Origin of the sequence: Paraglaciecola sp. (genome assembly GCF_039943935.1) — a bacterium.
GTDB lineage: Bacteria > Pseudomonadota > Gammaproteobacteria > Enterobacterales > Alteromonadaceae > Paraglaciecola.
Genome location: NZ_JBDUZQ010000002.1, coordinates 36,614 through 61,954 on the forward strand (window position 1 = coordinate 36,614; position 25,341 = coordinate 61,954).

At 38.0% G+C, this 25,341-nt stretch carries 21 protein-coding genes and 1 rRNA gene; 14 read left to right on the forward strand and 8 right to left on the reverse strand.

Features of this window, described 5'->3' with window-relative positions; all coding sequences use genetic code 11:
* Window positions 1–10: 10 nt before the first annotated feature.
* From ABJD71_RS01800 to ABJD71_RS01825, 6 genes are all read left to right on the forward strand, one after another.
* Window positions 11–877, forward strand: coding sequence for a ScpA family protein (locus ABJD71_RS01800; protein WP_348163624.1), 867 nt, complete (start codon window positions 11–13; stop codon window positions 875–877).
* Window positions 870–1,547 carry an SMC-Scp complex subunit ScpB gene (scpB, locus tag ABJD71_RS01805; RefSeq protein ID WP_348163627.1) on the forward strand — a complete coding sequence of 226 codons (678 nt, stop codon included), beginning with the start codon at window positions 870–872 and terminating at the stop codon, window positions 1,545–1,547. The genes ABJD71_RS01800 and scpB overlap by 8 nt, the downstream gene beginning before the upstream one ends.
* Entirely contained in the window at window positions 1,547–2,407 is an 861-nt protein-coding gene (gene rluB, locus ABJD71_RS01810; protein WP_348163630.1) for a 23S rRNA pseudouridine(2605) synthase RluB, read from the forward strand. Before scpB ends, rluB begins: the two co-directional genes overlap by 1 nt.
* A 472-nt stretch (window positions 2,408–2,879) precedes the next feature.
* Window positions 2,880–3,191: a hypothetical protein gene (locus tag ABJD71_RS01815; RefSeq protein WP_348163633.1), complete on the forward strand. Its 312-nt coding sequence runs from the start codon at window positions 2,880–2,882 to the stop codon at window positions 3,189–3,191.
* Window positions 3,192–3,580: 389 nt separating this feature from the next.
* Complete coding sequence (locus ABJD71_RS01820) at window positions 3,581–4,408, forward strand: alpha/beta hydrolase-fold protein (protein WP_348163636.1); 828 nt, start codon at window positions 3,581–3,583, stop codon at window positions 4,406–4,408.
* A gap of 109 nt (window positions 4,409–4,517) precedes the next feature.
* Window positions 4,518–4,787 (forward strand): hypothetical protein, encoded by a 270-nt coding sequence (locus ABJD71_RS01825; protein ID WP_348163639.1) that lies wholly within the window; start codon window positions 4,518–4,520, stop codon window positions 4,785–4,787.
* Between the two features lie 58 nt (window positions 4,788–4,845).
* On the opposite strand, the gene ABJD71_RS01830 is transcribed toward ABJD71_RS01825, so the two are convergent.
* The 3 genes from ABJD71_RS01830 to ABJD71_RS01840 form a co-directional block, all read right to left on the reverse strand.
* A complete protein-coding gene (locus tag ABJD71_RS01830; protein WP_348163642.1) occupies window positions 4,846–7,542 on the reverse strand; it encodes an ATP-binding protein in 2,697 nt (898 codons plus the stop codon).
* Window positions 7,543–7,563: 21 nt separating this feature from the next.
* Complete coding sequence (locus ABJD71_RS01835; RefSeq protein WP_348163645.1) at window positions 7,564–8,856, reverse strand: extracellular solute-binding protein; 1,293 nt, start codon at window positions 8,854–8,856, stop codon at window positions 7,564–7,566.
* A 181-nt stretch (window positions 8,857–9,037) separates the two neighbouring features.
* Window positions 9,038–10,120: a PQQ-dependent sugar dehydrogenase gene (locus ABJD71_RS01840; RefSeq protein WP_348163648.1), complete on the reverse strand. Its 1,083-nt coding sequence runs from the start codon at window positions 10,118–10,120 to the stop codon at window positions 9,038–9,040.
* 342 nt (window positions 10,121–10,462) lie between these two features.
* Between ABJD71_RS01840 and ABJD71_RS01845 the strand changes: the two genes are divergently transcribed.
* On the forward strand, window positions 10,463–11,386 hold the full coding sequence (locus tag ABJD71_RS01845) for a PEP-CTERM sorting domain-containing protein (RefSeq protein ID WP_348163651.1): 924 nt from the start codon (window positions 10,463–10,465) through the stop codon (window positions 11,384–11,386).
* Window positions 11,387–11,395: 9 nt separating this feature from the next.
* Here ABJD71_RS01845 and ABJD71_RS01850 read toward each other — a convergent pair whose 3' ends face one another.
* Window positions 11,396–11,896 (reverse strand): hypothetical protein, encoded by a 501-nt coding sequence (locus ABJD71_RS01850; RefSeq protein WP_348163654.1) that lies wholly within the window; start codon window positions 11,894–11,896, stop codon window positions 11,396–11,398.
* A 204-nt stretch (window positions 11,897–12,100) separates the two neighbouring features.
* On the opposite strand from ABJD71_RS01850, the gene ABJD71_RS01855 reads away from it, so the two are divergent.
* Together ABJD71_RS01855 and ABJD71_RS01860 are read left to right on the forward strand one after the other, a co-directional pair.
* Window positions 12,101–12,688: a 3'-5' exonuclease gene (locus ABJD71_RS01855; protein ID WP_348163657.1), complete on the forward strand. Its 588-nt coding sequence runs from the start codon at window positions 12,101–12,103 to the stop codon at window positions 12,686–12,688.
* A gap of 190 nt (window positions 12,689–12,878) precedes the next feature.
* Window positions 12,879–13,499 (forward strand): MarC family protein, encoded by a 621-nt coding sequence (locus tag ABJD71_RS01860; protein WP_348163660.1) that lies wholly within the window; start codon window positions 12,879–12,881, stop codon window positions 13,497–13,499.
* Window positions 13,500–13,517: 18 nt separating this feature from the next.
* Here the strand turns inward: ABJD71_RS01860 and ABJD71_RS01865 are convergent, their stop codons facing one another.
* Together ABJD71_RS01865 and ABJD71_RS01870 are read right to left on the reverse strand one after the other, a co-directional pair.
* The gene (locus ABJD71_RS01865) at window positions 13,518–14,066 is read right to left on the reverse strand and encodes a chalcone isomerase family protein (RefSeq protein WP_348163663.1); all 549 of its coding nucleotides are present in this window, start codon (window positions 14,064–14,066) and stop codon (window positions 13,518–13,520) included.
* Window positions 14,067–14,277: 211 nt separating this feature from the next.
* Entirely contained in the window at window positions 14,278–15,051 is a 774-nt protein-coding gene (locus tag ABJD71_RS01870) for an outer membrane protein assembly factor BamD (protein ID WP_348163666.1), read from the reverse strand.
* 173 nt (window positions 15,052–15,224) lie between these two features.
* Here ABJD71_RS01870 and rluD point away from each other — a divergent pair, with 173 nt between their 5' ends.
* The 3 genes from rluD (at window position 15,225) to clpB (ending at window position 19,676) form a co-directional block, all read left to right on the forward strand.
* On the forward strand, window positions 15,225–16,208 hold the full coding sequence (gene rluD, locus ABJD71_RS01875; RefSeq protein ID WP_348163669.1) for a 23S rRNA pseudouridine(1911/1915/1917) synthase RluD: 984 nt from the start codon (window positions 15,225–15,227) through the stop codon (window positions 16,206–16,208).
* A 2-nt stretch (window positions 16,209–16,210) separates the two neighbouring features.
* A complete protein-coding gene (pgeF, locus tag ABJD71_RS01880; protein WP_348163672.1) occupies window positions 16,211–16,966 on the forward strand; it encodes a peptidoglycan editing factor PgeF in 756 nt (251 codons plus the stop codon).
* 139 nt (window positions 16,967–17,105) lie between these two features.
* Window positions 17,106–19,676, forward strand: a complete 2,571-nt coding sequence (gene clpB, locus ABJD71_RS01885) for an ATP-dependent chaperone ClpB (protein WP_348163675.1) — start codon at window positions 17,106–17,108, stop codon at window positions 19,674–19,676.
* Between the two features lie 43 nt (window positions 19,677–19,719).
* Here the strand turns inward: clpB and ABJD71_RS01890 are convergent, their stop codons facing one another.
* Together ABJD71_RS01890 and xdp1 are read right to left on the reverse strand one after the other, a co-directional pair.
* Window positions 19,720–22,515, reverse strand: coding sequence for a tetratricopeptide repeat protein (locus ABJD71_RS01890; protein ID WP_348163678.1), 2,796 nt, complete (start codon window positions 22,513–22,515; stop codon window positions 19,720–19,722).
* A gap of 179 nt (window positions 22,516–22,694) precedes the next feature.
* On the reverse strand, window positions 22,695–23,492 hold the full coding sequence (gene xdp1 / locus ABJD71_RS01895; RefSeq protein ID WP_348163681.1) for an exosortase-dependent surface protein XDP1: 798 nt from the start codon (window positions 23,490–23,492) through the stop codon (window positions 22,695–22,697).
* A gap of 433 nt (window positions 23,493–23,925) precedes the next feature.
* Between xdp1 and pssA the strand changes: the two genes are divergently transcribed.
* Window positions 23,926–24,714 (forward strand): CDP-diacylglycerol--serine O-phosphatidyltransferase, encoded by a 789-nt coding sequence (pssA, locus tag ABJD71_RS01900; protein WP_348163684.1) that lies wholly within the window; start codon window positions 23,926–23,928, stop codon window positions 24,712–24,714.
* 512 nt (window positions 24,715–25,226) lie between these two features.
* Window positions 25,227–25,341 (forward strand): 16S ribosomal RNA (locus ABJD71_RS01905); the annotation flags it as partial.

The following is a 25,341-nucleotide window of genomic DNA, read 5'->3' on the forward strand; positions in this document are numbered from 1 at the left end:
TAAGTTACCCATGTCTGCTGATAATTCTTCATTTTCAAACCCAGATGGTGCAAACGAGCCTGTTCAACAACCTTTGCCGCTTGCGTTTATTAATGGCGAAGCATTAGTTGAAAAGCCCGAAGATTTATATATACCACCAGATGCGCTAGAACTTATTTTAGAAGCTTTTGAAGGGCCGCTAGACCTATTATTGTATTTAATTCGTAAGCAAAAATTCGACATAGTGAATATCCCAGTATATCAAGTTACCCAGCAATACATGGAATATGTTGAGCTGATGAAAGATTTAAAATTAGAATTAGCCGCGGAATACTTGTTGATGGCAGCTATTTTAGCTGAGGTGAAATCACGACTTTTATTACCTAAAAGGCCAGACGCAGAAGACGACGAAGACGACCCAAGAGCAGAGCTTATAAGGCGTTTAAAAGAATACGAAAAAATTAAACTGGCGGCACAAGAGCTAGATAATATTCCACGGCAAGACCGAGATTTATTTAACGCTAGCGCCGAGCCTGCGCCATCGGTTAAACCGCTAAAAATATTACCAAGGGTAAGTTTGCAAGAACTTGTTTTAGGATTTCAAGGGGCTATGCAGCGTTCAGAAGCCTTTGAACACCATCAAATAGAGAAAGAAACCCTATCTACCCGTGAGCGTATGAGTTTAATTTTAGAAAAGCTATCGTCTGAGCATTATACAGGGTTTGATGAGTTGTTTTATAACAGAGAAGGTAAAGCAGGTGTGGTGGTAACATTTTTGGCTATTTTAGAATTAGCCAAAGAAGGGTTAATAGAATTAGTGCAAGCGCAGCCATACGCTAATATTCATGTAAAAGTAAGCCTCGATAAAGGGCAATTAGCAGAGGGCGAACATGGCTAAAATATCTAGGGTACAACTTAAGCAGTTGATTGAGTCAGCTATTTTTGTTGCTGATGAGCCCCTTAGTCAAGAAAGGTTACAACAAACGGTACTAGAGGGCTTGGCCGTGAGTAAAACTATGCTAAAAGATGTGTTAGCTGAACTTAAGTTAGACTACCAAGCTAGAGGCATTCAGTTAGTAGAAGTGGCTAGCGGCTATCGCTTTCAATCTATGGATAGTCTCAGCCCCTGGTTAAGCAAACTATGGCAAGAGCAAGCTCCTCGCTACTCAAGAGCCAGCCTAGAAACCCTATCGTTAATTGCTTATCGTCAGCCAATTACTCGGGGTGAAATTGAAGATGTGCGTGGCGTATCGGTTAGTAGTCAAATTATGAAAACCCTAAGCGAACGTGGTTGGATTAAAGTCGTTGGCCGTAAAGAAGTGCCGGGTAGGCCAGCACTATATGCCACCACTAAAGAGTTTTTGGACTATTTTTCACTTAAAAGTTTAAGTGATTTACCCAGCAGTGACGAATTTATCGCTTCATCAGAAAGCGAAGAACAGCGTAAGCAACTTTTAACCTTGACCGAAGACCACGAGTCAAACACACAAGAGTTGCCATCAATAACAACTGAAGACCCTGCAAGCGATTTGCCGGATGGATCAGAACAACCAGAGCAATTACATTAATGAGTGATAAATTACAAAAAGTCCTAGCCAATGCAGGCTTGGGTTCACGCCGCGAAATGGAACGATGGATTGAAGCCGGCCGTGCTTCGGTAAACGGCAAGTTAGCCACTCTAGGTGACAGAGTCGAGCCAACCGATAAAATTAGAGTAGATGGTAACCCAGTCAATACAATTAATGACTCGCCAATATGCCGCGTACTCATGTACAACAAACCAGAAGGGGAGTTGTGTAGCCGCAAAGACCCTGAAGGCCGAGCCACAGTATTTGACCGTCTGCCCAACATTAAAAATGGCCGCTGGATAGCGGTTGGCCGTTTAGATATTAACACCAGTGGCTTGTTATTGTTTACCAATGACGGTGAGCTAGCTAACCGGCTAATGCACCCAAAACATGAAGTTGAGCGCGAATATTCTGTGCGAGTGTTTGGTGAAGTAGAAGACATGATGCTAAAGCGCCTCACTGATGGCGTAAAACTAGAAGATGGTGAAGCCAAATTCACCCAAATAGTGAAAAAGCCCAGCGACGAAGAAAGCCAAAATAGCTGGTATAACGTGAGTCTGTCAGAAGGGCGTAATCGTGAAGTTCGTAGACTTTGGGAGTCTCAAGGTTTGCAGGTTAGCCGTCTTATTCGGGTGCGGTACGGTGAGCTGGAGCTTAAAAAGCGCTTACCTCAAGGTGGTTGGGTTGAATTGCCTTTACCTGATTTAAACACCTTGCGTAAAAGTGTGCAGCTACCAGAAGAAAAAGAAACCCTTATTAAAGTCGAGGCTGATAACAAGCTTGACCATGTTAAGTTAAGCCGTATGCGTAGGTCAGTTAAAAAGCATCGTGTTAGACAGGCTAATAAAAAACGAGGATAAGTGGTCTTTTTTTTTAATAAGAGCAAAGCATTCGCTTTGCTCGCAGTAATCTCGGTAACTGCCCCTGAATTACCTTATCTTCAGCCACCTATGTAAACAGTTCATAGTTAATATTCCGAATAACAGCAAGACCTAGGAAATTTACATCTTTTTCCAGTGCGTTATTTGTAAGGTGGTAATAAATCCAACCTGTACAGTAGGTTGAATAATGTGCTAAACAGTTTCATTTAGAAATGAAGGAGCAGCGTGTTAAATAGCTTATTGTAAAAATGGAAGGTAATGGCAACTTATAAATGCATCATTGTGGGACCTTTATTCGCTGATAAAGCGCTCCTAAAATCTCTATATTTTGGCAATAACTCATTATCTTTGATACCTAATTTATTGGCACAGCAAAAAGCTGGGACGTTGGAGGCTGGTAAATACAGCGTGACTTTTACATATGGAAATAAGTTAGTTGAAGGGCAAAAGAATGTTAAAAATAGTAACTTTGACTGTTGTGGTGGTTTTTTGTACGTCTTGTGTGTTTTACCCAACGACTTCAGACAATCAGAAGTACTCTTCGAATTGCAGTATGGCAACGAGAATGTTGGAGCTTGATAGTAAATATGTGGGGATAGTAGGCGGTTCATCATTTGATGAAAAGCACATTAATGATGAGGATGATTTAAAGTTTTTTTTAGTTGCTGAAGGTTTTGTGTCTGCTACTACATTAATCGTGTCTGGAAGTATTGCCGTCATTGGGAATACTATTCATTGGTTAGAGTATCAAGTTAGTTGTTAGTTACTGCGGGCCTTTACGGTATTAATTAGAGGATGCTGATTAGGGAGGTTCACTGAGAATCAAGTTATTCAATCAGCCCTAAAATCGGTGGCAGGATCGCTATGTTTCAATCGTTTAAGAGGGGGGGTACATGTGGATACTAAACTGTGAAGACAATACTTATTCTGCTTTTATCATTAACGTAACCTTTGTACCGTAATGTTATTAAAAGTAATGCCCCTATTGGCTCTGAACTACTTGAAAATGTCTGTAGTCTTGTTTAGCGCTTTATTAACGTTTTACTTTGGTAGATTGTTGACATTGCTTGTCTTTTTACAGGGTAATTTATTGCTAAAGTATAAAAGTAGTCATAATCTAGCACTTCATACAGAGTTTGATAAAAGATAACTATGAAGATGATAAAAACACTTGTAATACTTATTGCTTTACTCGTCTGTCATCAGGTTTTAGCTGATGGCACAAATAAACAGGTTGAGGTCACTACTCTGTCGATTGGGGAGAGAGTTGTACTGCAGTCTGAGGTGTTAAATGAAAATAGGGTGATAAATGTCTATTTGCCTCATGGATATTCAAACGTTTTATTAAAAAAATACCCTGTTATCTATTTATTAGATGGTTCCATTGAAGAAGATTTTATTCATATTGCTGGGCTAGTTCAGTTTGGTTCTTTTTCATGGGTTAAAATGTTGCCCGATTCTATTGTTGTGGGTATTTCTAATGTAGATAGAAGAAGGGACTTTACGTTTCCAACGCATAATGAGCGGGATAAGCAAGATTTTCCTACTACGGGGCACTCTCAAAATTTTATTAATTTTATAGAAAGTGAACTACAGCCTTATATAGATGAAAGATATAGTACGACGTCATCAAAAACCTTGATAGGGCAATCATTTGGAGGGCTTTTAGCCACTGAGGTTTTATTTAAAAAACCCCATTTATTTGATAACTACATTATAACTAGCCCAAGTTTATGGTGGGATGGTGAGTCTTTATTGCAACACACGCCAGCTTTATATACTTCCCAAAAGTCGGTATTTATCGCTGTAGGTAAAGAAGGGGAAGTTACAGAAAGAACGGCAAGAGAGTTGTATGACAAATTGAAGGTTTTAGAGAACACAAACACTAGTGTTTATTTCGAGTATTTAAAAAAACAGGATCATGGTGATGCTCTGCATTTAGCGGTGTACAACGCCTTTAAAAAAATATTTGAGCAGTAGTCTTAGGGGTAAACTGCTGTGGTGCCTGTCACGAATTTGTGTGTAGGCTGTGTACTTCAGGTTGTGCCGTTATCTTATGGCTTATATACACTGATGAGTAAGGGATAAAATGAGACATATAAAAGTGACGTTATTTGTTTTGATTGGGATTATGTTTGTAGGTTCTGTTAGTGCAACGCCGACATCTAGCGAGTTTATACCTTGTAAAAAGTTGGCAGTGGCTGAGCTCGAATACTGCTTAAATGGTGATAATAATAGCTGTTGGTCTAAATCGAAGGTCAGTTATGAGTCTTGTCGCAAAGCAATAATTGAGAGACATGGCGTTAAAAGTAGCCAAATAGAAAAAGCAAAAAATAAAAGTGATATTCATAAAGGGTAGATGAGTTGTCTAATAGGTTGGCAACAGTTAGCCTAAAATTAAAGACTTTAGAGCAATGTTAAGAGGCTTTAAAGTCTAGCCACTGTGCTAATGTGTTGGCTAATACGTCTCGTTTCAAAGGCTTAGTTATATATTTGTTCATTCCCGATTCGTTAGCTTTTTCATAATCTTGCTGCATAGCATTTGCAGACAACCCACATATTGGTAGTGTAGTGAAGCCTAACTCTCGTAATAATTTTGTTGCAGAATAGCCGTCCATGACAGGCATTTGTATGTCCATTAAAATAACATCGTAGTAAGGGGAGTTAGTGATTTTTGTCACGGCTTGTTGGCCATCTTCTGCTATGTCGAAGGTCACTCCTAATGATTTTAGCATTTCACCCGCAACGGCTTGATTGATGCTGTTGTCTTCAACTAATAACACATGGCCTTTTAACTTATGCTCTACTGTTTGGTCCTGAATTGGTAATAGGGAATCTGTAGAGGCAGAAATTCCTTGGATTTCATCAACAAATATACTGAATTCCCTTGGTGTGAATGGATGAGTCAATACTGGTGTATGCCAAGTTTTTATCAGTTCAGGTGCTAATTGTTGAGGTTGTGTATCTGTTATAAAGCCAAATTTAATGGCTTTAGCTTTACAATATTCTAACGCGGGTTCTAAATCGGTCAGGTGTTCTTTACTTTTTGCATCAAAGACTGCGATGGCTTGACTGCTAGACTCTGCCAAAGAAGATTTTTGAATAGATGCTAATGTTTCGATGTGACAGTGTTCTGTTATTGTATCTAAATACTCACGGCTGATTAAGTGAGACTCAGGCACATAGTAAACTCTTTTTGGTGACGATATTGTTTGACTTAATATGCACGGCTGTCCTTTAAATGCTCTGAGTTTGAGCTGTAAAGTAAAGGTACTTCCCTCATTTTTAGTTGATGTTACAGTTACCTTGCCATTCATTAAGCTTATCAATTGTTGAACAATGGCTAAACCAAGACCTGTTCCACCAAACTCTCGGCTTGTTGTCCCATCAGCTTGGGTAAAAGGATGAAATATTTTCACAAGCTGCGCGTCTGTCATGCCAATACCGGTATCTTTTACCTTTGCATGCAAAGTGAAGGCACCTGCTTTACCGCTACTTTCGCCCCAAAACCTAATAAATACAGTACCATTTCGTGTAAATTTAATAGCATTTGTGCAGAGGTTTAGCATTATTTGGCAAATACGTTGGGGGTCGCCAACTAACTTTTTAGGCAAGCTAGGGTCTGCAAACAATCGTACGCTCAAGTTTTTTTCTCTTGCTCGCATAGCAGTGCTGGCGAGTATACTGTTAAAAATAGAGTCCAATGAGAAGTCGGTTTGTTCTATATCGAGTTTACCTGCTTCTATTTTAGAAAAATCTAAAATATCGTTGATGACTGTCATCAACAGTTGACTAGAGTTACTTACTTTAACTAAATACTCTCGAAGTTTGTCAGACATGTTCTCGTTTAGGCCCAGCTCCACGAGACCAATAATGCCATTCATCGGAGTGCGAATTTCGTGACTCATATTGGCTAAAAAAATACTTTTTGACTGAGTGGCTTTTTCGGCAATAGCTTTTGCGCTATTTAGTTCTAAATTTAACTGCTCTTGTCGTTCAATAAGGTGTTGTGACTCAGTCAGTAATTCTGTGGTTCGTAGGTTATTTTGACGAAATACATCAGCTGCCTTAGCGAGTTTTCCTATATCGTCTTTGCGATTCAAACCGGGGATAGAGCTAATCTTTTTACTTCTGATTAACCGCTCAAAAACGTCTGTGATAGCATTGATTGGAACAATTATTCTTATTCCTAAAAATAAAGCAGCGCCAACAGCGAATACGATACCAAATAGCGAAGTGATGTCGTTGCGTATTTGGGTTTGCTCAATATTTTTGACAATAACTGTATTTGTTTGCTCAGATAAAAGTGCAACGTTTTCACTTAACTGCGCAGTCAAGTACAGAAACTCATTTGCTGAGCCTGTCATAACAACATTTACTAGATACAAGTACCCTCGAGTAACTTGAGTTAGCTGTATAAAATTTTGTTCAATTTGGTCTATTGAACCTTCTATTGTCGGTATTAGTTCAGATATTGCAGGATATTGACTTAGAATGTCTCTTATCTTTTTTATTTGAGACTCAAATTGTTCAAGATGTGCTAGTTCTGGACTCAATATGTAATTAAATGCATCATTTTCGACTCGTGCTAAATGAAACTCTATTCGAGTGATGGGAAGTGATTGTAAGTTATGTATTTCATCACGACTGCCTAACATGGCTACTAGAGCGTTGATTTCTATGAGTAAGCCATTTTCAAATAGTGCTTCACGGCGTGTTCTGCCTTTTTTAACATCATTAAAATTATCAGAGTAGTCAGCTAGATGTTGGCGCATTCTGCTAAGCAGCTTTAATCCGGACTCCTCATGCATTTCTGGTAACACAGAGTGTTCTAATATCTGCAGTTTCTCTTCAATGTCTTTTATTAAGCGACTGTAGCGAATAGCCGCTGACTGACTAGCTGACTCTTTATAGATCAATACATTACGTTGTAAGTTGGCTACATCACGTTCGAGTTCTCGAACAATATTTACATCAAGCAATGATTGTTGCGATAGATTTAAACCTTTAAATAAGGTTGCTTGATTATTGCGAGTAGTAATAATTTGCAAAACTAATAAAAAAATTAGAATTGATAATACGGCACTGACCTGCACTTTAAGTGATGAAAACATAACACTCCTTTATTTTTACAACTATGAGCTTATAAATTCATACCATTTTTGCAAGCTATAATCATAAGTGGGCATGACAGTATTCCATACGGCGACGTTACTAAACCGCTTTTTGTAGCTGCCGCCAGTTCGAATGTCACCTTGTAAAACAGAAGTCTTGTTATCAGTCCCAAGAAGAGGTGTAGATGCTGGTTTTCCATCATACCAATAATCCCACTCAGCCTCTGTCAACAGTGGTTTTGAGCGTTGAGGGTTAGATATGTAATAGCCTTGTCTGGCAATAAATGCTCCAGGCCAGCCTGATAACCACCAATTCATGTATTCATAGGCTATGTCTTTTACTTTGCCTGTTGTAGCTGCTGATAAACACATAACACCGTGCCATCCACGATACCCTTCTTTAGGTGCTGCAAATGTAACAGGAATATTTTGACTATTGAGCTGCGTGACTGCGGGAGAGAACATGCTTTCAATTACGACACGTTTTGTTCGCATAAACTCTACTGACTCTGGCACAGATGTCCAAAATCCACTAAAGTGCCCCTGAGCTTTTAGGTTATTTAATACCTTAAATAACGCATTTAATTCTGCTTTGGTCATAGCTCCAATATTAGCAAATGTGACTAAGCCATTTGCTTGTGCTGCCAGTGCCAAGTCAAATAATCCGATAGTAGGTGCGTTAACGACGCCTACTTTTCCAGAAAATTTCTCATCTAATAACCACCCCCAACTTTCGGTTTTATAGGGAGTGCCTTTATCAATGATATCTGTGTTGTAACCAAAAGAATCCACATTATGCACGTAAGGTAAAAAGCTGATTTGGTTAGTGTGATTGGTACCTAGTTTGCCATCGGGTTGAACGTGAAGAATCTTATAGGGTGCATCTCCTGCACCATAGTTTGCATGAGGTGTTACTTTTCCGGTTTTAGTTAATGGGTTGATTTCGTCCCAGTATTTCAAACGCTTTTTATCAATACTTTGGATGGCTTTAGAGCGCCATAAAACATTAATACTGTTTGACCATTGTTCGTACAAGTCGAAACTATAAGGAGATAGCGAGGCTTTTTGAAGGACAGACGCGCTACCTCTAGGCTCAAAGGATATATTAATTCCTAAGTCACTCATGGCCTGTTGTCTTAACTCTTCTTGCAGGGTTACATGGGTGCCCAATACTCTTAAGGTAGGCGTGCTCTTTGCAAAAACATAAGGGGGGCTAACAATAGCTCCTGCAGAAATTCCGACTTTTGCAATTGTTTTAAGGGCTTTACGGCGATTACTATCAATACTTTTAGGGTTTTTATTGGTAAGTTTCATAAACGCTCCTTATTATGCCAAACTATAAATGTGTATGGTACGTATTACAATTAACCTATAGTAACAATGACTAAAAGTAACCTTACTGATCACTCACCTCCATATTGAGGCCTTACCTGTTTTTGTTGCTTAACAAATCAATATGAACCACAAATAAGATGCAGAGTTGCTTTGGTAAGAGTTAAGGAACGATTTGATAAATAATTCCTTTGCTAAACCCTGCTAAATATAATTCTCCTTGGTTATCTACAGCAAACGTAGAAATATTACCTTGATTAGATAGTAGCTTAGTTGGATTGGTAAAGTCAGGATATTTAACACCCCATATATTGCCAGACACAAAATCAGCATATATATAGTGGTTTATTAGCCTGCTGTTTACATTACCAGTGTAAATGTAACCACCCGTTATAGATTGACCTTCTGAGCGGCCATATTCAAGTTTAGGTAGAGTCAGGTTATCAGTGTTACACAGTGTTTTGGGTTGATAGCAGTGGCTTGCTTCCATTGTGTTCCAGCCGTAATTCTGCCCTTTCTCTATTACAGAAATTTCTTCATATTTGTACTGTCCTACGTCGGCTGTTATTAGTACGTTTGCTGAAAATGAAAAGCGCCATGGATTTCTTAAACCGAAAGCCCAAATTTCGGGTTTAAAGTTTGAGTGTTTAACATAAGGGTTATCGGAGGGAATACCATAAGGGACGTTATTTGTTGTGTTTATATCAATGCGTAACATATTCCCAAGTAGGGTTTGAGTATTCTGCCCATGTCCTTGAGGGTCGCCAGCAGAGCCGCCGTCTCCCATCCCAATATATAAATAACCATCTGGACCAAATGCAATTTGGCCGCCATTGTGATTACTGTAGGGTTGTTGTATTTCTAAAATAACTTTTTCGTTTGATAACCTATACTCTCGATCTTTTTTTGTTAATAAAAATCGAGATATTCTAGTCCTGCGAGTTCCTTCTTTAGGAAAGTAATTTACAAACAAAAAATTATTTTTATCGCCTGCAGTTATCTGTGTACTATGGGAATAGTCAGGGTGAAAAGCTAGGCCTAGTAACCCCATTTCTGAGCCACTTTTTACATGGAACGTATGTACTGAATATTGTTCATTTTGATTTAGGTGGGCGAATGTCAGTTGCCCTTTTTTGCCAGCAATTAGTAATTCAGAATGGGAGCCTGGGAAAAACTTTATATCAACAGGTTGTTCAAGACCTGTTACAACCTTTTTTAATTGTATGGCTTGGACGGAAAAAGACACAAAAAGTATAAATGCAAAAATGAGTTTCATAGGATTGGAGATTAATTTGGTTGTAAATATTATCTTACCTTTAGAATCGGCTTTTTCAAGTGGCTTTAGGATCTTACCTTTTGGTTAATTTGTTTCATTCTAAATATCACTTTTAAATAGTAATAATCAGAATTTTGTTAGAGTCGCTCATAATAGATTGAGAGTTTACTAATATGATTTCCATACTTATTTGGTCCTTATCATGTATGGGTTGTTAAACCTAATGTTCGCGAGGTGAATTCCCATTCCTAGGTTGCCTTCATCTCGTGGCACCGTTATTCTTAGTTAATCAAAAGATTCAAAGAGCAAATTATGAAGCCAGTTATTGCCAGTATGTTTGTCTTAGTACTTTTATTGAGAACTTTGTTTGCTAATGCAGAAACTAAAGTACTGTTTATTGGAAATAGTTTTACATATGGTTATGGCTCGTCTGTTAAATTCTACCGTCCTGATTATGTAACTGATCTTAACAATGAGAAGGTTGGAGGCGTCCCTGCATTGTTTAAGTCATTCACTAAACAAGCGGGCTTTGATTATGATGTTTATCTAGAAACAAAGGGCGGTAGTGACCTAAATTTTCATGTGCACAATAAGTTAGAGGTGATTGGTAAACACCCTTGGGATATGGTGGTAATGCACGGCTATAGTACGTTAGATCGTAAAAAACTTGGCGACCCTGCTAGGCTTATTGAATCGACTAAAAAAATGTCTTTATTTTTAGAAAACCTTAATCCGAAAGTTGATGTGTTTCTTACGTCTACTTGGTCGCGAGCTGACTTGATTTATAAACCACAGAGCCCTTGGTCTGGAGTGTCTATCGCAAAAATGGCGTTAGATATCCGCGCCGGATACGATAAAGCGGTCACAACATCACCAGTAATTAAAGGGGTGAATGCTGTGGGAGAAGCTTGGACAAAAGCGATAGTCTTGAATATTGCTGATGCTAATCCTTATGATGGTGTTGAATTTGGCAAGGTTAACCTTTGGACTTGGGATAGTTACCATGGCAGTAACTATGGGTATTATTTGCATGCTCTTGTAGTGTTTGGAAATTTGACTGGTGTTGACCCTCGCTCATTAGGGCCAAATGAATGTTCAGGTTATGAGCTTGGTATGTCACAGCATGAAATCAGTATGTTACAACTGGCCGCATTTGAGCAATTATCAGCAGAGAGAGCGATGAGCGGCTCACCCCAAATTATATCAAAGGAAGTGTGGCCACAAAGCTGTGTTTAATTTAGAACTTTACACCTGTGTTTCATTGGTTTTGAGAGCGAGTTCTTTCAATTGAGTGGTAACTTTTGCTAACCATAAGCCACTAACTACTAGAATAAAAAATAATATATGCGACCAGAGCTTACCATCCCACTCAGAGTGTGGTGGTGGAAGTAAACTGATAGAGGTGAAGTGCCTTGTAGTAATAAATTTGATAACCCATTCGTTTGCAGGAGTGGCGATTAAGGTTGTAAGCCAGCCTAGAATAATTACTTGGCTTATTGTCATTAACATCGATTGATTATAATGATAGATTAATGTCGACATTCCTCCATAAACAAACGATACACTCACATGTACGATCCAAGACAACAATACGGCAGCAACTTCATTATATCCGCCTAAGTTAACGTATGTAGCAGAATGCTTCGAGGTCAAGGTTGTCATTTCAAATAACGGTTGAATTAGAATAAAGGCAATACTTGCACAAAGGCTAATTAAAAACGTGCGGATTAAACTTTTGAAGGTCATTAATGAGCCTTAATTGCTTTATATGTTACAAAGACAGGATTGTAGACTAATTAATTTCAACCTCCGACTTTACTGGCTATTCATGATGTATTGTACTTACTTTGCCTCCTGACCTAACTATAGAGGTGGTTACAAGGTGTAAGTTGTCAATATAATAGGGTATGAATATAGGATTGAGTCAAATCAATGGGTTTATAGGATGTTATGGTGCGTCGTCTAGCTAAAGAGCAAGTAAATCAGCTGCCTTTGTATGGTGGCCTTAAACTTTCTGATATCAAAATTATAGAAACCGAGTTAGATGCTTACGAAGCTAAGAGTGCCCTAGAGAGTGAGTCTCATTTAGGATTTGATACCGAAAGTAAACCCATTTTTAGTCGTGGTGAAAGTAGTCCTGGGCCTACATTGATTCAACTTGCAACGGACTCTTGTGGTTTTCTATTTCCTGTTAAGTTTGCAGCAGCTTTATCTGCAGTAAGAGGTATATTGAGTAATCAAGCTATTCAGAAGGTGGGGTTTGGTCTTACAGGTGACAGTAAAGAATTACGTAAACTTAATATAGATATTGTTAATACTTTAGATTTGTCGGTTAAGTTAAAAAGTTTAACTAGTGATAAAAATCCAATTGGGGCGAGGGCAGCTGTTGCCATGGTGCTTCGTGAACGATTAGGGAAAGGTGCACAACGCTCAAATTGGGGGCAATATCCATTGCAACAACATCAAATTTTGTATGCCGCTAATGATGCCCACGCTGCTATTTGTGTTAAGCAGGGTTTAGACAGACTCTTAAGGTGAGTGTAGCGATTTATTTCGCTACTAGGATTAGCTCATAATAATCACACAACTTGTGTTGCTTGTTAGTAAAGTCAGTGTCGAATGTTTACCCGTCGAGTTTATTTTTATCGTACGATTAGATCATAAACTTATGTATTTCTGCTTAAAATATTCAACCAAGTTAAATCTTTAGTTTTTATATGGAGTTGTAATGATCGATTATTTAGCCGTTTTTATTGTGTTTTTTGCGGTTATAGACCCTATTGGAACCCTACCTGTATTTATTGCAGTGACTGATAAATATGAACTCAAGATAAAGCGCCGAGTCGCGCTACTTGCGACTATAGTGGCTGCATGTGTGTTGCTGTTTTTTATGGGAATTGGGGAGGTTATTTTAAATGTACTTTCTATACCTTTGCCAGCGTTTCAAATTTCTGGGGGTATTGTTTTATTCTTATTTGCTCTGAATATGATATTCGGTGATAGTAAACCCGAAGAGGAAATAAAGCTATTAGAGAACTCTCATAGAGAAACTGCAATTTTCCCTCTTGCTGTGCCTTCTATTGCTAGCCCTGGTGCTATGTTAGCCGCGATATTATTAACCAAGAATGCGGTTTACACTATATGGGAACAAGCTCAAACCGCTTTAGTGATGCTATCTGTTTTACTATTAACTTATATTTTAATGTTACTTTCTGGTGTTATTGCTCGGGTGATAGGCAGTAGTGGGGCAAGTGTTATTAGTCGAGTGATGGGGTTGATTCTATCCTCCATAGCTACAACAAACATATTGGTTGGGTTTCAGGACTATTATACGTTGATCCAATCATGAGCTTTCTTTAGAAATATTCTAGTTATTAGATTTTCCTAAAAGTTTATCACGGACTTTTGGATAACTAGCGTGTTCGTCTAACCATATTCGCAAAAAGCTCTCTCCAAATTGTTGATCAGTTATTACACCTATGGATTTTTGATTCAAGAAAAACTCACTGCTTTTCTCATCGTTAACTGTTAATAGCAAAGTGTCACTTTTGTTTATATTCGGAAATATATCTTTGAGCTGCGGTATCCACTTGTCAATTTGGTTTGATGGTATGCCTAATTTTTGCCACTCTTCTTTAGTGTGTTTCACTAAATCCTTACTATTGATAGCACGTAGGTAAGATATTTCTAATGCCTGAGGGAACTCATTGGCATCATATATTCCATTACTACTATATAGCTTAGAGTGATATATATCCCAAAAGATGACCCTGAGCTTTGCTTCACCTATTTTAGTAAAGCCTGCTAACGGATTACTTAAAGCTTGGCATGAAAAAAATAGAGTAAAAAAGATAAGTGTTTTATAAAAACACGTAGGGCGACGTTTTTTATTTGCTTTGAACTTTAAATGGGTCATTTATTCTTAAGATAGTGAAACTAAAGTAAATGAATGTACGTGAGGTGTGAGTAAATAGTTTACTCAGTCAAGTTACTTTGCAGGTATTCATTTTGAAATTAGGTACATAAAAGTTGTGAGAATGTATGGCGAGTAAATATTGGAACCGAATGATTGTCACCATAAAAAACGCGCTCAATAGAAGCGCGTTTTTATGTAGCACGTATAATTATTAACTTATAAAACTACTTTCTGGATAATTCAATTTAAGAGTTTTCATGACGTTATTTTTTAACTTATCTAGTTTAAGCTGATCATAACACTCAACCATTATTTCTAACGCTTCTCGAACATGCTGTGTATCTGGGTAATGTTCAATTACGTATTTACCTCGATTAGCAGCAGCTACATAAGCATCACGTCTCATATAATAGCGGGCTATAGCTATCTCATATCTAGCTAAACGACTCTTTATATGTAGCATTCGCTTCTGGGCATCAGCTGCATATTTACTATTTGGAAACTTTTCAATTAAACGTCTGAAATCGGAAAAGGCCTGCCTAGAACTGCTTGGGTCTCTATCTGATCTGTCAATTCCAGCTAAGTCTTGAAATAGATTGTTATCGACTTCCATGTTCGCTAAACCACGCATATAAAACGCATAATCTACATCTGAATGATTTGGATTGAGTCGCGTGAAGCGATCAATGGCTGCTAAAGCTTCGTCAATTCGTCCCGTTTTATAATAGCCATAGATTAAATCCAATTGTACTTGATGAGACAATGGACCAAAAGGAAATCGAGAGTCTAAAGCTTTTAGGGTTTCTGTTGCTGCGTTAAAGTTGCCCAAGATCATCTTTTCTTTTGCTTCTTGATACAAACTTTGTGCACTTCTATTTTTAAGTACCAAATCGATGTCTTCGTCTTCTGGCACTGAAGAACAGGCCACTAACATCACTAAGGTACTGCTTACTAATATATTTCTTACATTAACTTTACTTATCATATTGCTCTTATTTGCTCTTATTTGACTATTCGATTAGTGATGTTTGATTCATTAAGGACAAAAATCCGTTAGAATAGTAGTTTAGCTAATCGATAACTGCAGCGCATTCTACCCCACCAAATTGGGCTATGCACACATAAATCGTTACGAAACACTTTCAGGATGTTTAATGCATGTCTACCTCACATGAAAAAATACAACTTCAGGCACATGTGCCTGATAATTTATTTGGTAAACGCTTAGATCAAGCTTTGGCCGAAATGTTCCCCGATTATTCAAGATCTCGCATAAAAGAGTGGATTTTGAGTGATAAAGTTACCGTTGATGGTGGAATTTCCAATAAACCCAGAGAAAAACTCATCGGTGAAGAGTTTATAGAAATTGATGTGGAGCTTGAAGTGCAAGTTCAACATCATGCTCAAGATATAGATTTAACGGTGGTTTATGAAGATGAAGATATATTAGTAATCAACAAACCCACAAATTTAGTTGTGCATCCAGGGGCAGGTAATGCCGATGGCACAATTTTAAATGCGTTGTTAAGCCATGTACCCGGTATCGAGAATGTACCAAGAGCTGGTATTGTTCATCGTTTAGACAAAGACACAACAGGTTTAATGGTGGTAGCCAAAACTATTCCAGCACAAACTCATTTAGTCGAGCAGCTGCAAGCTCGAGAGATCAGCCGTGAATATGAAGCAGTAGTGATTGGCACTATGGTGGCTGGCGGTACTATCGATGAGCCTATCGGCAGGCATCCAACTAAACGCACTAATATGGCTGTTCGTGAGTCTGGCAAACCTGCAATGACACATTATCGAGTTAAAGAAAAGTTTAGAGCGCATACTTACCTTAGACTGAAGTTAGAGTCAGGTAGAACTCACCAAATTCGTGTACATATGTCGCATCTTAGATATCCGCTGGTAGGCGATCAGGCCTATGGCGGTCGCCCTAAACCTCCTAAGGCTTGTAACGAGAAAATGGTGGATATGTTAAGAGGCTTTAGACGTCAAGCTCTCCACGCTGTTCAATTAGAGTTAACGCACCCTATTACTGGGGAGTGGATGTCTTGGAAAGCTCCTTTACCTGAAGACTTCGTTGAATTGTTAGATGTGTTAAGAGAAGACAAGGCTGAACATGGAAGTGGAGAAATTTAATAGTGTCAGCTCCTTGTTTTATTTACCCTGACTGGCCAGCGCCAAAAAACATTAAAGCTTATGTAAGTACTAGAAAAGGAGGGTTTAGTCGGTCTCCTTTCGATAGTTTTAACGTTGGTCAGCATGTGAAAGATGATGTGACAATTGTTAATAAAAATCGTAGCTTATTGCCTTTACATGAAAATATCACGTGGTTAAATCAAACTCACAGTACTACTTGTATCAATTTAGACATTCCTCAACCCATACAAGTTGAAGCTGATGCCAGCATTAGCCGCACTAAACATCAAGTGTGTGGAGTCATGACAGCCGACTGCCTCCCTGTATTATTATGTGATAAAAAAGGAACTATTGTAGCTGCCGTTCACGCTGGTTGGCGAGGGTTAGCTGCTGGAATAATTGAAAATACAATTATCGCAATGAATAGCAAGTCATCAGATATTATTGCTTGGTTGGGCCCAGCCATAAGCCAAGAGTACTTTGAAGTGGGTAAAGAGGTGAAAGCAGCTTTTGATAAATATCCAGACGCATTCGTTGCAAAGGACTCGGTAAAAACTGATAAGTTTTTAACTGATCTATATTTAATTGCAAAACAAAAGCTTCAATTCCTAGGCATTGACAACGTATATGGTGGTGATTTTTGTACTTATGGGCAAAAAGATTGCTTTTTTTCTCATCGAAGAGCAACCCATGAGTTAAATGATGGTTCGGGACCCGCCACAACTGGTAGAATGGTGAGTGCAATTTATATTGGTTAACTATTTTGTAACCAGTATATCAGAGGTTGATCTGAATCAATTATAATAAGCTCTCTATTGTTAATTGCCTATAACCCACTTGATTAGCCAATAAATTGTACCCATTACTATGTAATCTAAAGTAGAGGTGGAGTACTTTATGCAATTAGACAGTTTTACAAGTAAATTTCAATCGGCTCTTTCTGATGCGCAATCTTTAGCGCTTGGACGCGACCATCAATATATCGAACCTGTTCATTTAATGACATCTCTGTTAAATCAGCAGGGAGGCTCTGTGCGCCCATTGCTAGATCTTGCGGGTATCAATGTGAACAGTTTACGTTCAGCTTTAGCAGAAGCAATTGAAAGGTTACCAAGAGTTGAAGGGGTTGGTGGTGATGTCCAGCTTAGTAAGAGTACAGTTATACTTCTAAATTTAAGCGATAAAATTTCTCAAAAGAGAAAAGATGAATATATTACCTCAGAAGTATTTGTTTTAGCTGCGTTGCAAGACAAAGGTTCACTAGGTCAGGTTCTACAGCAATCCGGTGCTGATGAAAAAAACATTGAGCAAGGCATTGAAAAAATCCGTGGTGGACAAAAAGTAACCGACCAAAATGCTGAAGATGTACGCCAAGCCTTAGAGAAATTTACTACTGATTTAACTGAGTGTGCTGAGCAAGGAAAACTCGATCCAGTGATAGGCCGTGATGATGAAATACGCCGTACTATTCAGGTCTTACAGCGACGCACTAAAAATAATCCAGTGTTAATTGGTGAGCCTGGAGTGGGTAAAACAGCCATTGCTGAGGGATTAGCTCAACGTATCATCAATGGTGAAGTTCCAGAAGGTTTAAAAAATAAGCGTGTGTTGTCTTTGGATATGGGAGCTTTGATTGCTGGTGCTAAATTCAGAGGTGAGTTTGAAGAACGTTTAAAAGCAGTGTTGAGTGAGCTAAGTAAAGAAGAAGGTAGGGTTATCCTCTTTATCGATGAACTTCATACCATGGTTGGGGCTGGTAAAGGTGATGGTGCCATGGATGCAGGTAATATGCTAAAACCTGCGCTGGCAAGAGGAGAGTTACATTGTGTCGGAGCCACAACTTTAAATGAATATCGTCAATTTATAGAAAAAGATGCGGCTTTAGAGCGCAGATTTCAAAAGGTATTAGTCGATGAGCCCAGTGTAGAAGATACCATCGCTATATTAAGAGGTTTAAAGGAACGGTATGAACTTCATCATTCAGTCGAAATCACCGACCCTGCGATTGTTGCTGCTGCGACTTTGTCACACCGCTACATTAGTGATAGGCAATTACCGGATAAAGCTATAGATTTAATTGATGAAGCTGCTTCTAGTATCCGCTTGCAAATGGACTCGAAACCAGAAGACATGGATAAGTTGGAACGACGAATTATTCAACTCAAACTTGAAGAGCAAGCTTTAGCTAAAGAAAAAGATGAAGTCAGTCATAAACGTTTAGAGTTGATTGAATTAGAACGAGAACAAGCCGAGCACAAGTTTTCTGAATTTGAAAAAGTATGGCTTACTGAAAAACAAGCGGTGCAAGGTACCCAAACTATTCGTTCTGAGTTAGAACAGGCCAAATTAGATTTAGAAATAGCCAGAAGAGCATCTGACTTAAGCCGCATGTCTGAGTTGCAATATGGACGTATTCCTGAGCTTGAGGCAAAGCTTGAGTTGGCCACTGAGTCTGAAACAGAAGAGCCAACACTACTTAAAAATAAGGTTTCTGATAACGAAATTGCAGACGTTTTATCCCGCTGGACCGGAATACCTGTTTCAAAAATGTTAGAGGGGGAAAAAGCTAAATTATTATCTATGGAAGATGCACTTAAAGAAAGTGTGATTGGTCAACAAGAGGCGGTTGAAGCGGTATCAAATGCAATTAGACGTTCAAGAGCTGGTCTTTCTGACCCTAATAAGCCAATTGGATCTTTCTTGTTCTTAGGGCCTACTGGTGTGGGTAAAACTGAGCTCTGTAAAACGTTAGCTACCTTTTTGTTTGATACCCAAGATGCCATGGTACGTATTGATATGTCTGAATTTATGGAAAAACATTCAGTGTCTCGTTTAGTTGGAGCTCCTCCTGGTTATGTGGGCTATGAAGAAGGCGGCTACTTAACAGAGGCTGTTAGACGTAAACCATATTCTGTAATTTTATTGGATGAGGTTGAAAAAGCTCACCCCGACGTTTTTAATATTTTGTTGCAAGTTTTAGACGATGGTCGTTTGACGGATGGACAGGGTAGAACTGTCGACTTTAAGAATTCCGTAATTATAATGACCTCTAATTTGGGCTCAGATATTATTCAAGAAGTTAGCGCTGAGAAAAATTACCAACAGATGAAAGGCTTGGTAATGGGAGTTGTAGGAGAACACTTCAGACCAGAGTTTATAAATAGAGTAGATGATACTGTGGTATTCCACCCATTAGGTAAAGAGCAAATTAAATCTATTGCGAAGATTCAATTGAGAGCCCTAAGGGATCGCTTAGCTGCCAAAGGTTATAAGTTAGAGATTAGCTTATCAGCATTAGATAAGTTAGCAGAAGCGGGGTTTGATCCGGTATTCGGAGCAAGACCTTTAAAACGTGCTATCCAAATAGAAATTGAAAATCCTTTAGCTCAAAAGTTACTATCTGGTGAATTGGAAAGCCACGACTGCATAAAGATTAATGTTCAGGATGATATATTAACTATCCAATAACCTGCTTGTTGTATTGTTAAAAAGGCCTGAGCGTCAGGCCTTTTTATTTGAGTCTTGTTAATAAATCCTGTGCTTGTGTTCTTTCAGTAAAGGCCTTATCAGAGCCTAGCGCTAACCTTAACTCGGTTTTAGCTTCTTGGGTTCTGCCAAGTTTATTTAAAGTATAGGCAAGGTGGTACCTAATTGTTGGGCTGTCAGAGTTTAAGGTAAAAGCTTGCCTAAGAATATTGAGCCCTTGCTCAGGCTCACTGTTGATAGTGTGCAGCCAGCCTAGAGTGTCTAAAATAGAAGATGAATTTGAGTTTAACTTGACTGCTTCATTAGCATAGAGCATGGCTTTGCCAATATCATTACTACTTTCTATATTTGCCAAGTTATTATAAATAATAGATTTTTTAGGGAGTGCATCTACTAAAATTAGCTTTTCATAGTGTGTTCTTGCTTGAGCCATTTTACCTTGCATGAATAATAAATCGGCATACAAGTGGCGACTAAAGTGCTGTTCTGGTTGAGAATCAATGGTTTGTTTTAAAGTAGATATTACGTCTTCTCTATGGATATCTTTAGTTGCAAGCTTATAGAGCTCAATTAAAGCTGCGGTAAAATTATTTGACAATGTAAATGCTTTATTATACTGAGTATAAGCACTTTTAGACTTTCCTATTGCAGTATAATAGTGCCCTTTTATTAAATACACATTTGCATTATCAGGGTAAGCCGTTTGCATTTCGTTTATTCGAGTATTTGCCTCAGAGAATTCCTTAGTACTTAAAAGTAGTTTTATGTATTCAAGTTGGGCAATTAAGTATTTTGAATTTTGTTGTAGAGCTTTTTTTAAGCTCAACTTGGCTGCTTCTGTATCCCTATTTTTAATTTGTAGTTGACTCAGTAATACAAGTTTATCGGGTTGGTTGGTCCACTGAGAAAATAATGTATTGAGAGCTTCTTCAGCATTGGTTGTTTGATTTAACGAAAGGTATAACCTGGCTTTTTGATAAATATACTCCGACTCTAAACGACGAAGTTTGAGAAGTTGGTCTAACTCTTTAATAGCCAATTCAGGTTTGTTTTGTTGTCTGTACACACTGACTAATAACTCTCGTGGTGATACGTTGCTGCTATCCACTATTTTTGCATCTATTAACTGGTTTATCGCATCATCTAGTTTATTTTGTTTTATCAGTATCTGCGCATTCAATAGTAAAGCTGTGAAATTTCCTTTGTCCTGGGAGAGGGCTTTTTGAATACTGTCAGAAGCACCTTGCAAATCTTTCATTGAAAAACGTATACGGCTGTCGTGGACAAGACCAGCAATATTTAAAGGTGCTTGTTGTTGTACTTTTTCTAGCAACACATTCGCTTTTTGAAAATTTTCTAATCGAATTAGTAAATCAATATTGAGATTTAGATAAGTTAGGTTGTCAGGCGAGGATGCAAGTAGAATCTTTGCATTTTCTAGGGCTTCTTCATATTTACCTATACTTGCAAGGAGACTTGTTTTAAATATTAGGGTGTCAGGGCTGTCATTGTTTACCATTTTCATATTCAAAATGTTTAGGGCATCTAGAGGGCGTTGACGACGGGCCAGTAATTTAGCTTCGAGTAATAAAATAAACTGTGTTTCGCCATATTTTTGTTTTAACTGCTGAACTAAAGAGTCGCATTTGAAAAGATTGTTATTTGACAGATAAAGATCACAAGATAATGACGCAATTTGAGTATTTTCTAAAATAATAGCTTCATGGCGCTCTAGTAGCTGAATAGCTTCTTTAGCATCATTAGTGCGTATAAGGGCTTCTGCTAACATTGCAATTAACTCTGCAGATGGCTCTTCATCCTTTAAATAACGTTTAAGTTCTCGAACGGTTACATCATAATTTTGATTGATGTATGCGGTGATACCCCCTACAAGGCTAGCTTGAGATATGTAATGTCCGCTTTCTTTGTCTATTAAACTTAGTGTTTGGCTTATTTCAGATAGTATGGCATCAGCATCTTCATTTTGTTGAGATATAGCTAAGAGGCGGGCTTTAAGTAATTTTACTTGTAGTCCTGCTTTGCCTTGAGATTCTATGTCTGTAATGAGCTTACTTGCTTTACTAATATTTCCTGTTTGGGCGTAACTACTTGCTAAAGCTCTCATTACCGCTGGATCTTTAGGGGCGTATCGGTAGGCCACTTCAAACTCGGCTAACGCTTTTGTATATTGTTTTTCAGCTTGATATATCAGGCCATTTAACATTTTACTCTGTGCATTAAATGGATTTTTTACTAAAGCTTGCTTAACTATTGTTCTCGCGTTGACCAAATTTTTATTTAATAAAGCCATTTGAGCAAGACCATTTATTACTCTTATATCATCTCCGAATTTTTTTCTTGCTCTCTCAAATTGTTGTGTTGCTAGTATGTAATCATTTTTCTGGAGGTAAGCATTTGCTTTCAAAAGAGATAAATCGAGCTGAACTTCGCGATTGGCGTTTAATGGGATATCTAATGAGATTAACTTGTCTAACTTTCCTGATATTAAATAAGCGTTTGCTAATGGTGATATCACTAAATTTTTATCAGCTCCTGCTTTTAAGACTTCTTCAAATTCAATGATTGCAGCCTCTACTTCACCATCTATTAAAAAGATCCTCCCCATTAATAACTTAGAAGGTAAGTGGGTTGGAGTTTCTTGTAATGCGTTTTTTAAATGAATATAAGATGTTTTGAATTCTTGCTCGTGAAATGATAGCAGTGCTTTCTCATAATCTTCTGCTGTATTCGCAGATATTGACAATGATGTAGCTAAAAAGAAAAAGTATACAAGATACTTAGGTAATGGAATAGAGGTCAAAGGTGCTCCATTTAATTCTAATGTGGGAATTGACGGTGCTTTTTAAGTTTATAAGCATACCATGGCTTTTAACGTTTTTGAGTACGCATACTAAAGGTTATCTTAACTCAGTATTATTGTAGAACAAATTAAAAAGCTCACTATATAGAGTGAGCTTTTAAACGAGTGAACAAAAATAATTATTTGGTAGCTTTTCGGCGTGACACCAAAATTAAACCAAACAAAGCAAAGAACATTATAGTTGAAGGCTCTGGTACTTCTGCTACTGGAGTGGAAGCCGTTGTTTCCGTAGTGATAGAAGCAATCTTAATTCTATCGTCGTAGCTGTCGTCGTTACTACCTAGATTACCAAATACAGATGTGTATGCTCCTACTAACCAGTATTGTGCTTCCACAACTACGTTTGAGACTTCATTTACTAATGTGTACGGGCTCGTACCTATATTACTAAAGCTTGCTGAAAATATTGATTGTGTTGCTATTTCTGCCCATGTATTACCGCTTAGTGTAGGCAAATTTGAAAAAGCTGCTATTGAAATATCAGTATCATTATATGCCCAGCCTAAATCAATACCTGTTAATGCGGTACTTTCAGTAAAGGAAAGAAGCATCATATCAACGTCACCACCTTTGTTATCAACTGTATGAGATGAGTTATTTGATAGGCCTTCATCTAAGTTATTATTTAATAACCCCCAAGCATTTGTTGAGGCATAACCTTGCTCAACTTCATTGTCATTGCCGCAATATAATCCACAGCCAGTGCTTGCCCATGCTTCAATAGTTAAGTCAGCTGTGCCGTCGTTATCACTATCGACAGACAGTTGATTACCAAATTCGCTGGTATAACTGTCAACATCATACTCACTTGCACCCGTCTCGAATACCCATGTGGTTGACTCTGCATAACTCATAGATGTTGATGCAAAAAACATTAACAGCGTAGACACAATAAATTTATTTTTTGTAAAAATCATAGGTTTTCCTTACTTAAACTTCATAGTAGATACACTATTAAGTAAATTAACTTCTCGTGCTCTTGGTAAGCATATTGTGTGCCGCTTTTCATGTGATTGTTTTATATGGTTTTTTTGTTTTAATTTAGATGTTTAAAATACTTCTGTAAAGTATGCTGACATATTTTGAGTAGCAAAATGCTCTAGATATTATTTACGATATTGCAGATTTTGAATATAAAATTGCGTATGTAAATCACATAATTAGTATACTATTTACTGTATTGCACTAATAAACCTTATAGGTTTACCTGAATTCTTTCTTAAGCGAATAACATATAATTTAGTAATCAATGATCGAATTTATAAGCTTTACTTGCTTAATTGGGGCCATGCTATCGCAGACTTCATGGTCATTATGTTATGCTGGTGACCCATTTTTAGGAGTCTTTTAATGATAGAGCCGAAGCGTAAAGGTATTTACCTTTTACCGAATTTACTAACGACCGCTGGACTTTTTTCAGGATTTTTTGCAGTCGTGTCTTCAATGAATGGTCGTTTTGAAGCGGCTGCTGTAGCCATCTTTGTGGCAATGATCTTTGACGGCCTTGATGGTAGGGTCGCTAGAATCACAAATACACAAAGCGAGTTTGGTGCTGAGTATGACTCTATGGCTGATATGGTATCTTTTGGTGTTGCTCCTGCATTGGTTGCTTACAATTGGGGGTTAGCAGGATTAGGTAAAATTGGGTGGTTGGCTGCTTTTATATATGTAGCTGGGGCTGCATTAAGGTTAGCTCGTTTTAACACACAAATAGGGATTGCAGATAGCCGATTTTTTCAAGGCTTGGCGAGCCCAGCCGCGGCAGCGTTAGTTGCAGGTCTTATTTGGGTAGGGGTTGAATATAATGTTGACGGGCAAGATTACGAAATTGTTGTTGCATTAATAACAGGGATTTCAGGTTTACTAATGGTGAGTAACTTTAAATATAACTCGTTTAAAGAGCTAAATTGGCACGGCAAGGTTCCGTTTGTAGTGCTCTTGCTAATTTTGTTAATATTTGTAGTGGTGGCAACAGAACCTGCGTTAGTACTATTTATTGTATTCCTATTATATGCACTCGCTGGACCTGTTAATACGTTTAGAATGGTGGATAAAGTTAGGTTAGAAGACGTAGTGGGTGATGGGGAAGAAATAGAACTAAGTGAATCAGACAACAATAAAGACGGTAAAAAAGAATAGACGGTTTTTATAGGTGTTTTAATTCCTTCTTTTGTATCACTAGAAGATTAAATTTAAAGGGCATTCATTTCAATGAATGCCCTTTTTACATTCCAAATAGTTGCAATTGTTTAAAGATAGTACGTTTTGTTTGAAAAGTAGACGGTTGAGATAAAAAACGAAATAAAGTGTTGCATAGGAATGTGTTGTCTCTATAATGCGCCCTCGCTTCAAGGGAGACCGGTTAATACAACTTAGGTCTTCGGTAATAGATTAAGATTTCTTAGTTTGTTGCATATACTTAAGAGGTATATTTGAAGCGGGATGTAGCGAGATTTAATTTGAAGTATTTAAATTAAAATGTTGACATCAAGTTTTAACGGCGTATTATACGCCTCCCGCTTAAGAGGGTCTACGGACAGCTTAAGCCGCTAACGAAGTTAGCAATGCTCTTTAACAATTAGAACAAGACAATCTGTGTGGACATTCACTTAGTGGATGTTTACCAAAAAAATTCATATTTTCGAAATATTTAATTGAAGAGTTTGATCATGGCTCAGATTGAACGCTGGCGGCAGGCCTAACACATGCAAGTCGAACGGAAACATGTCTAGCTTGCTAGATGATGTCGAGTGGCGGACGGGTGAG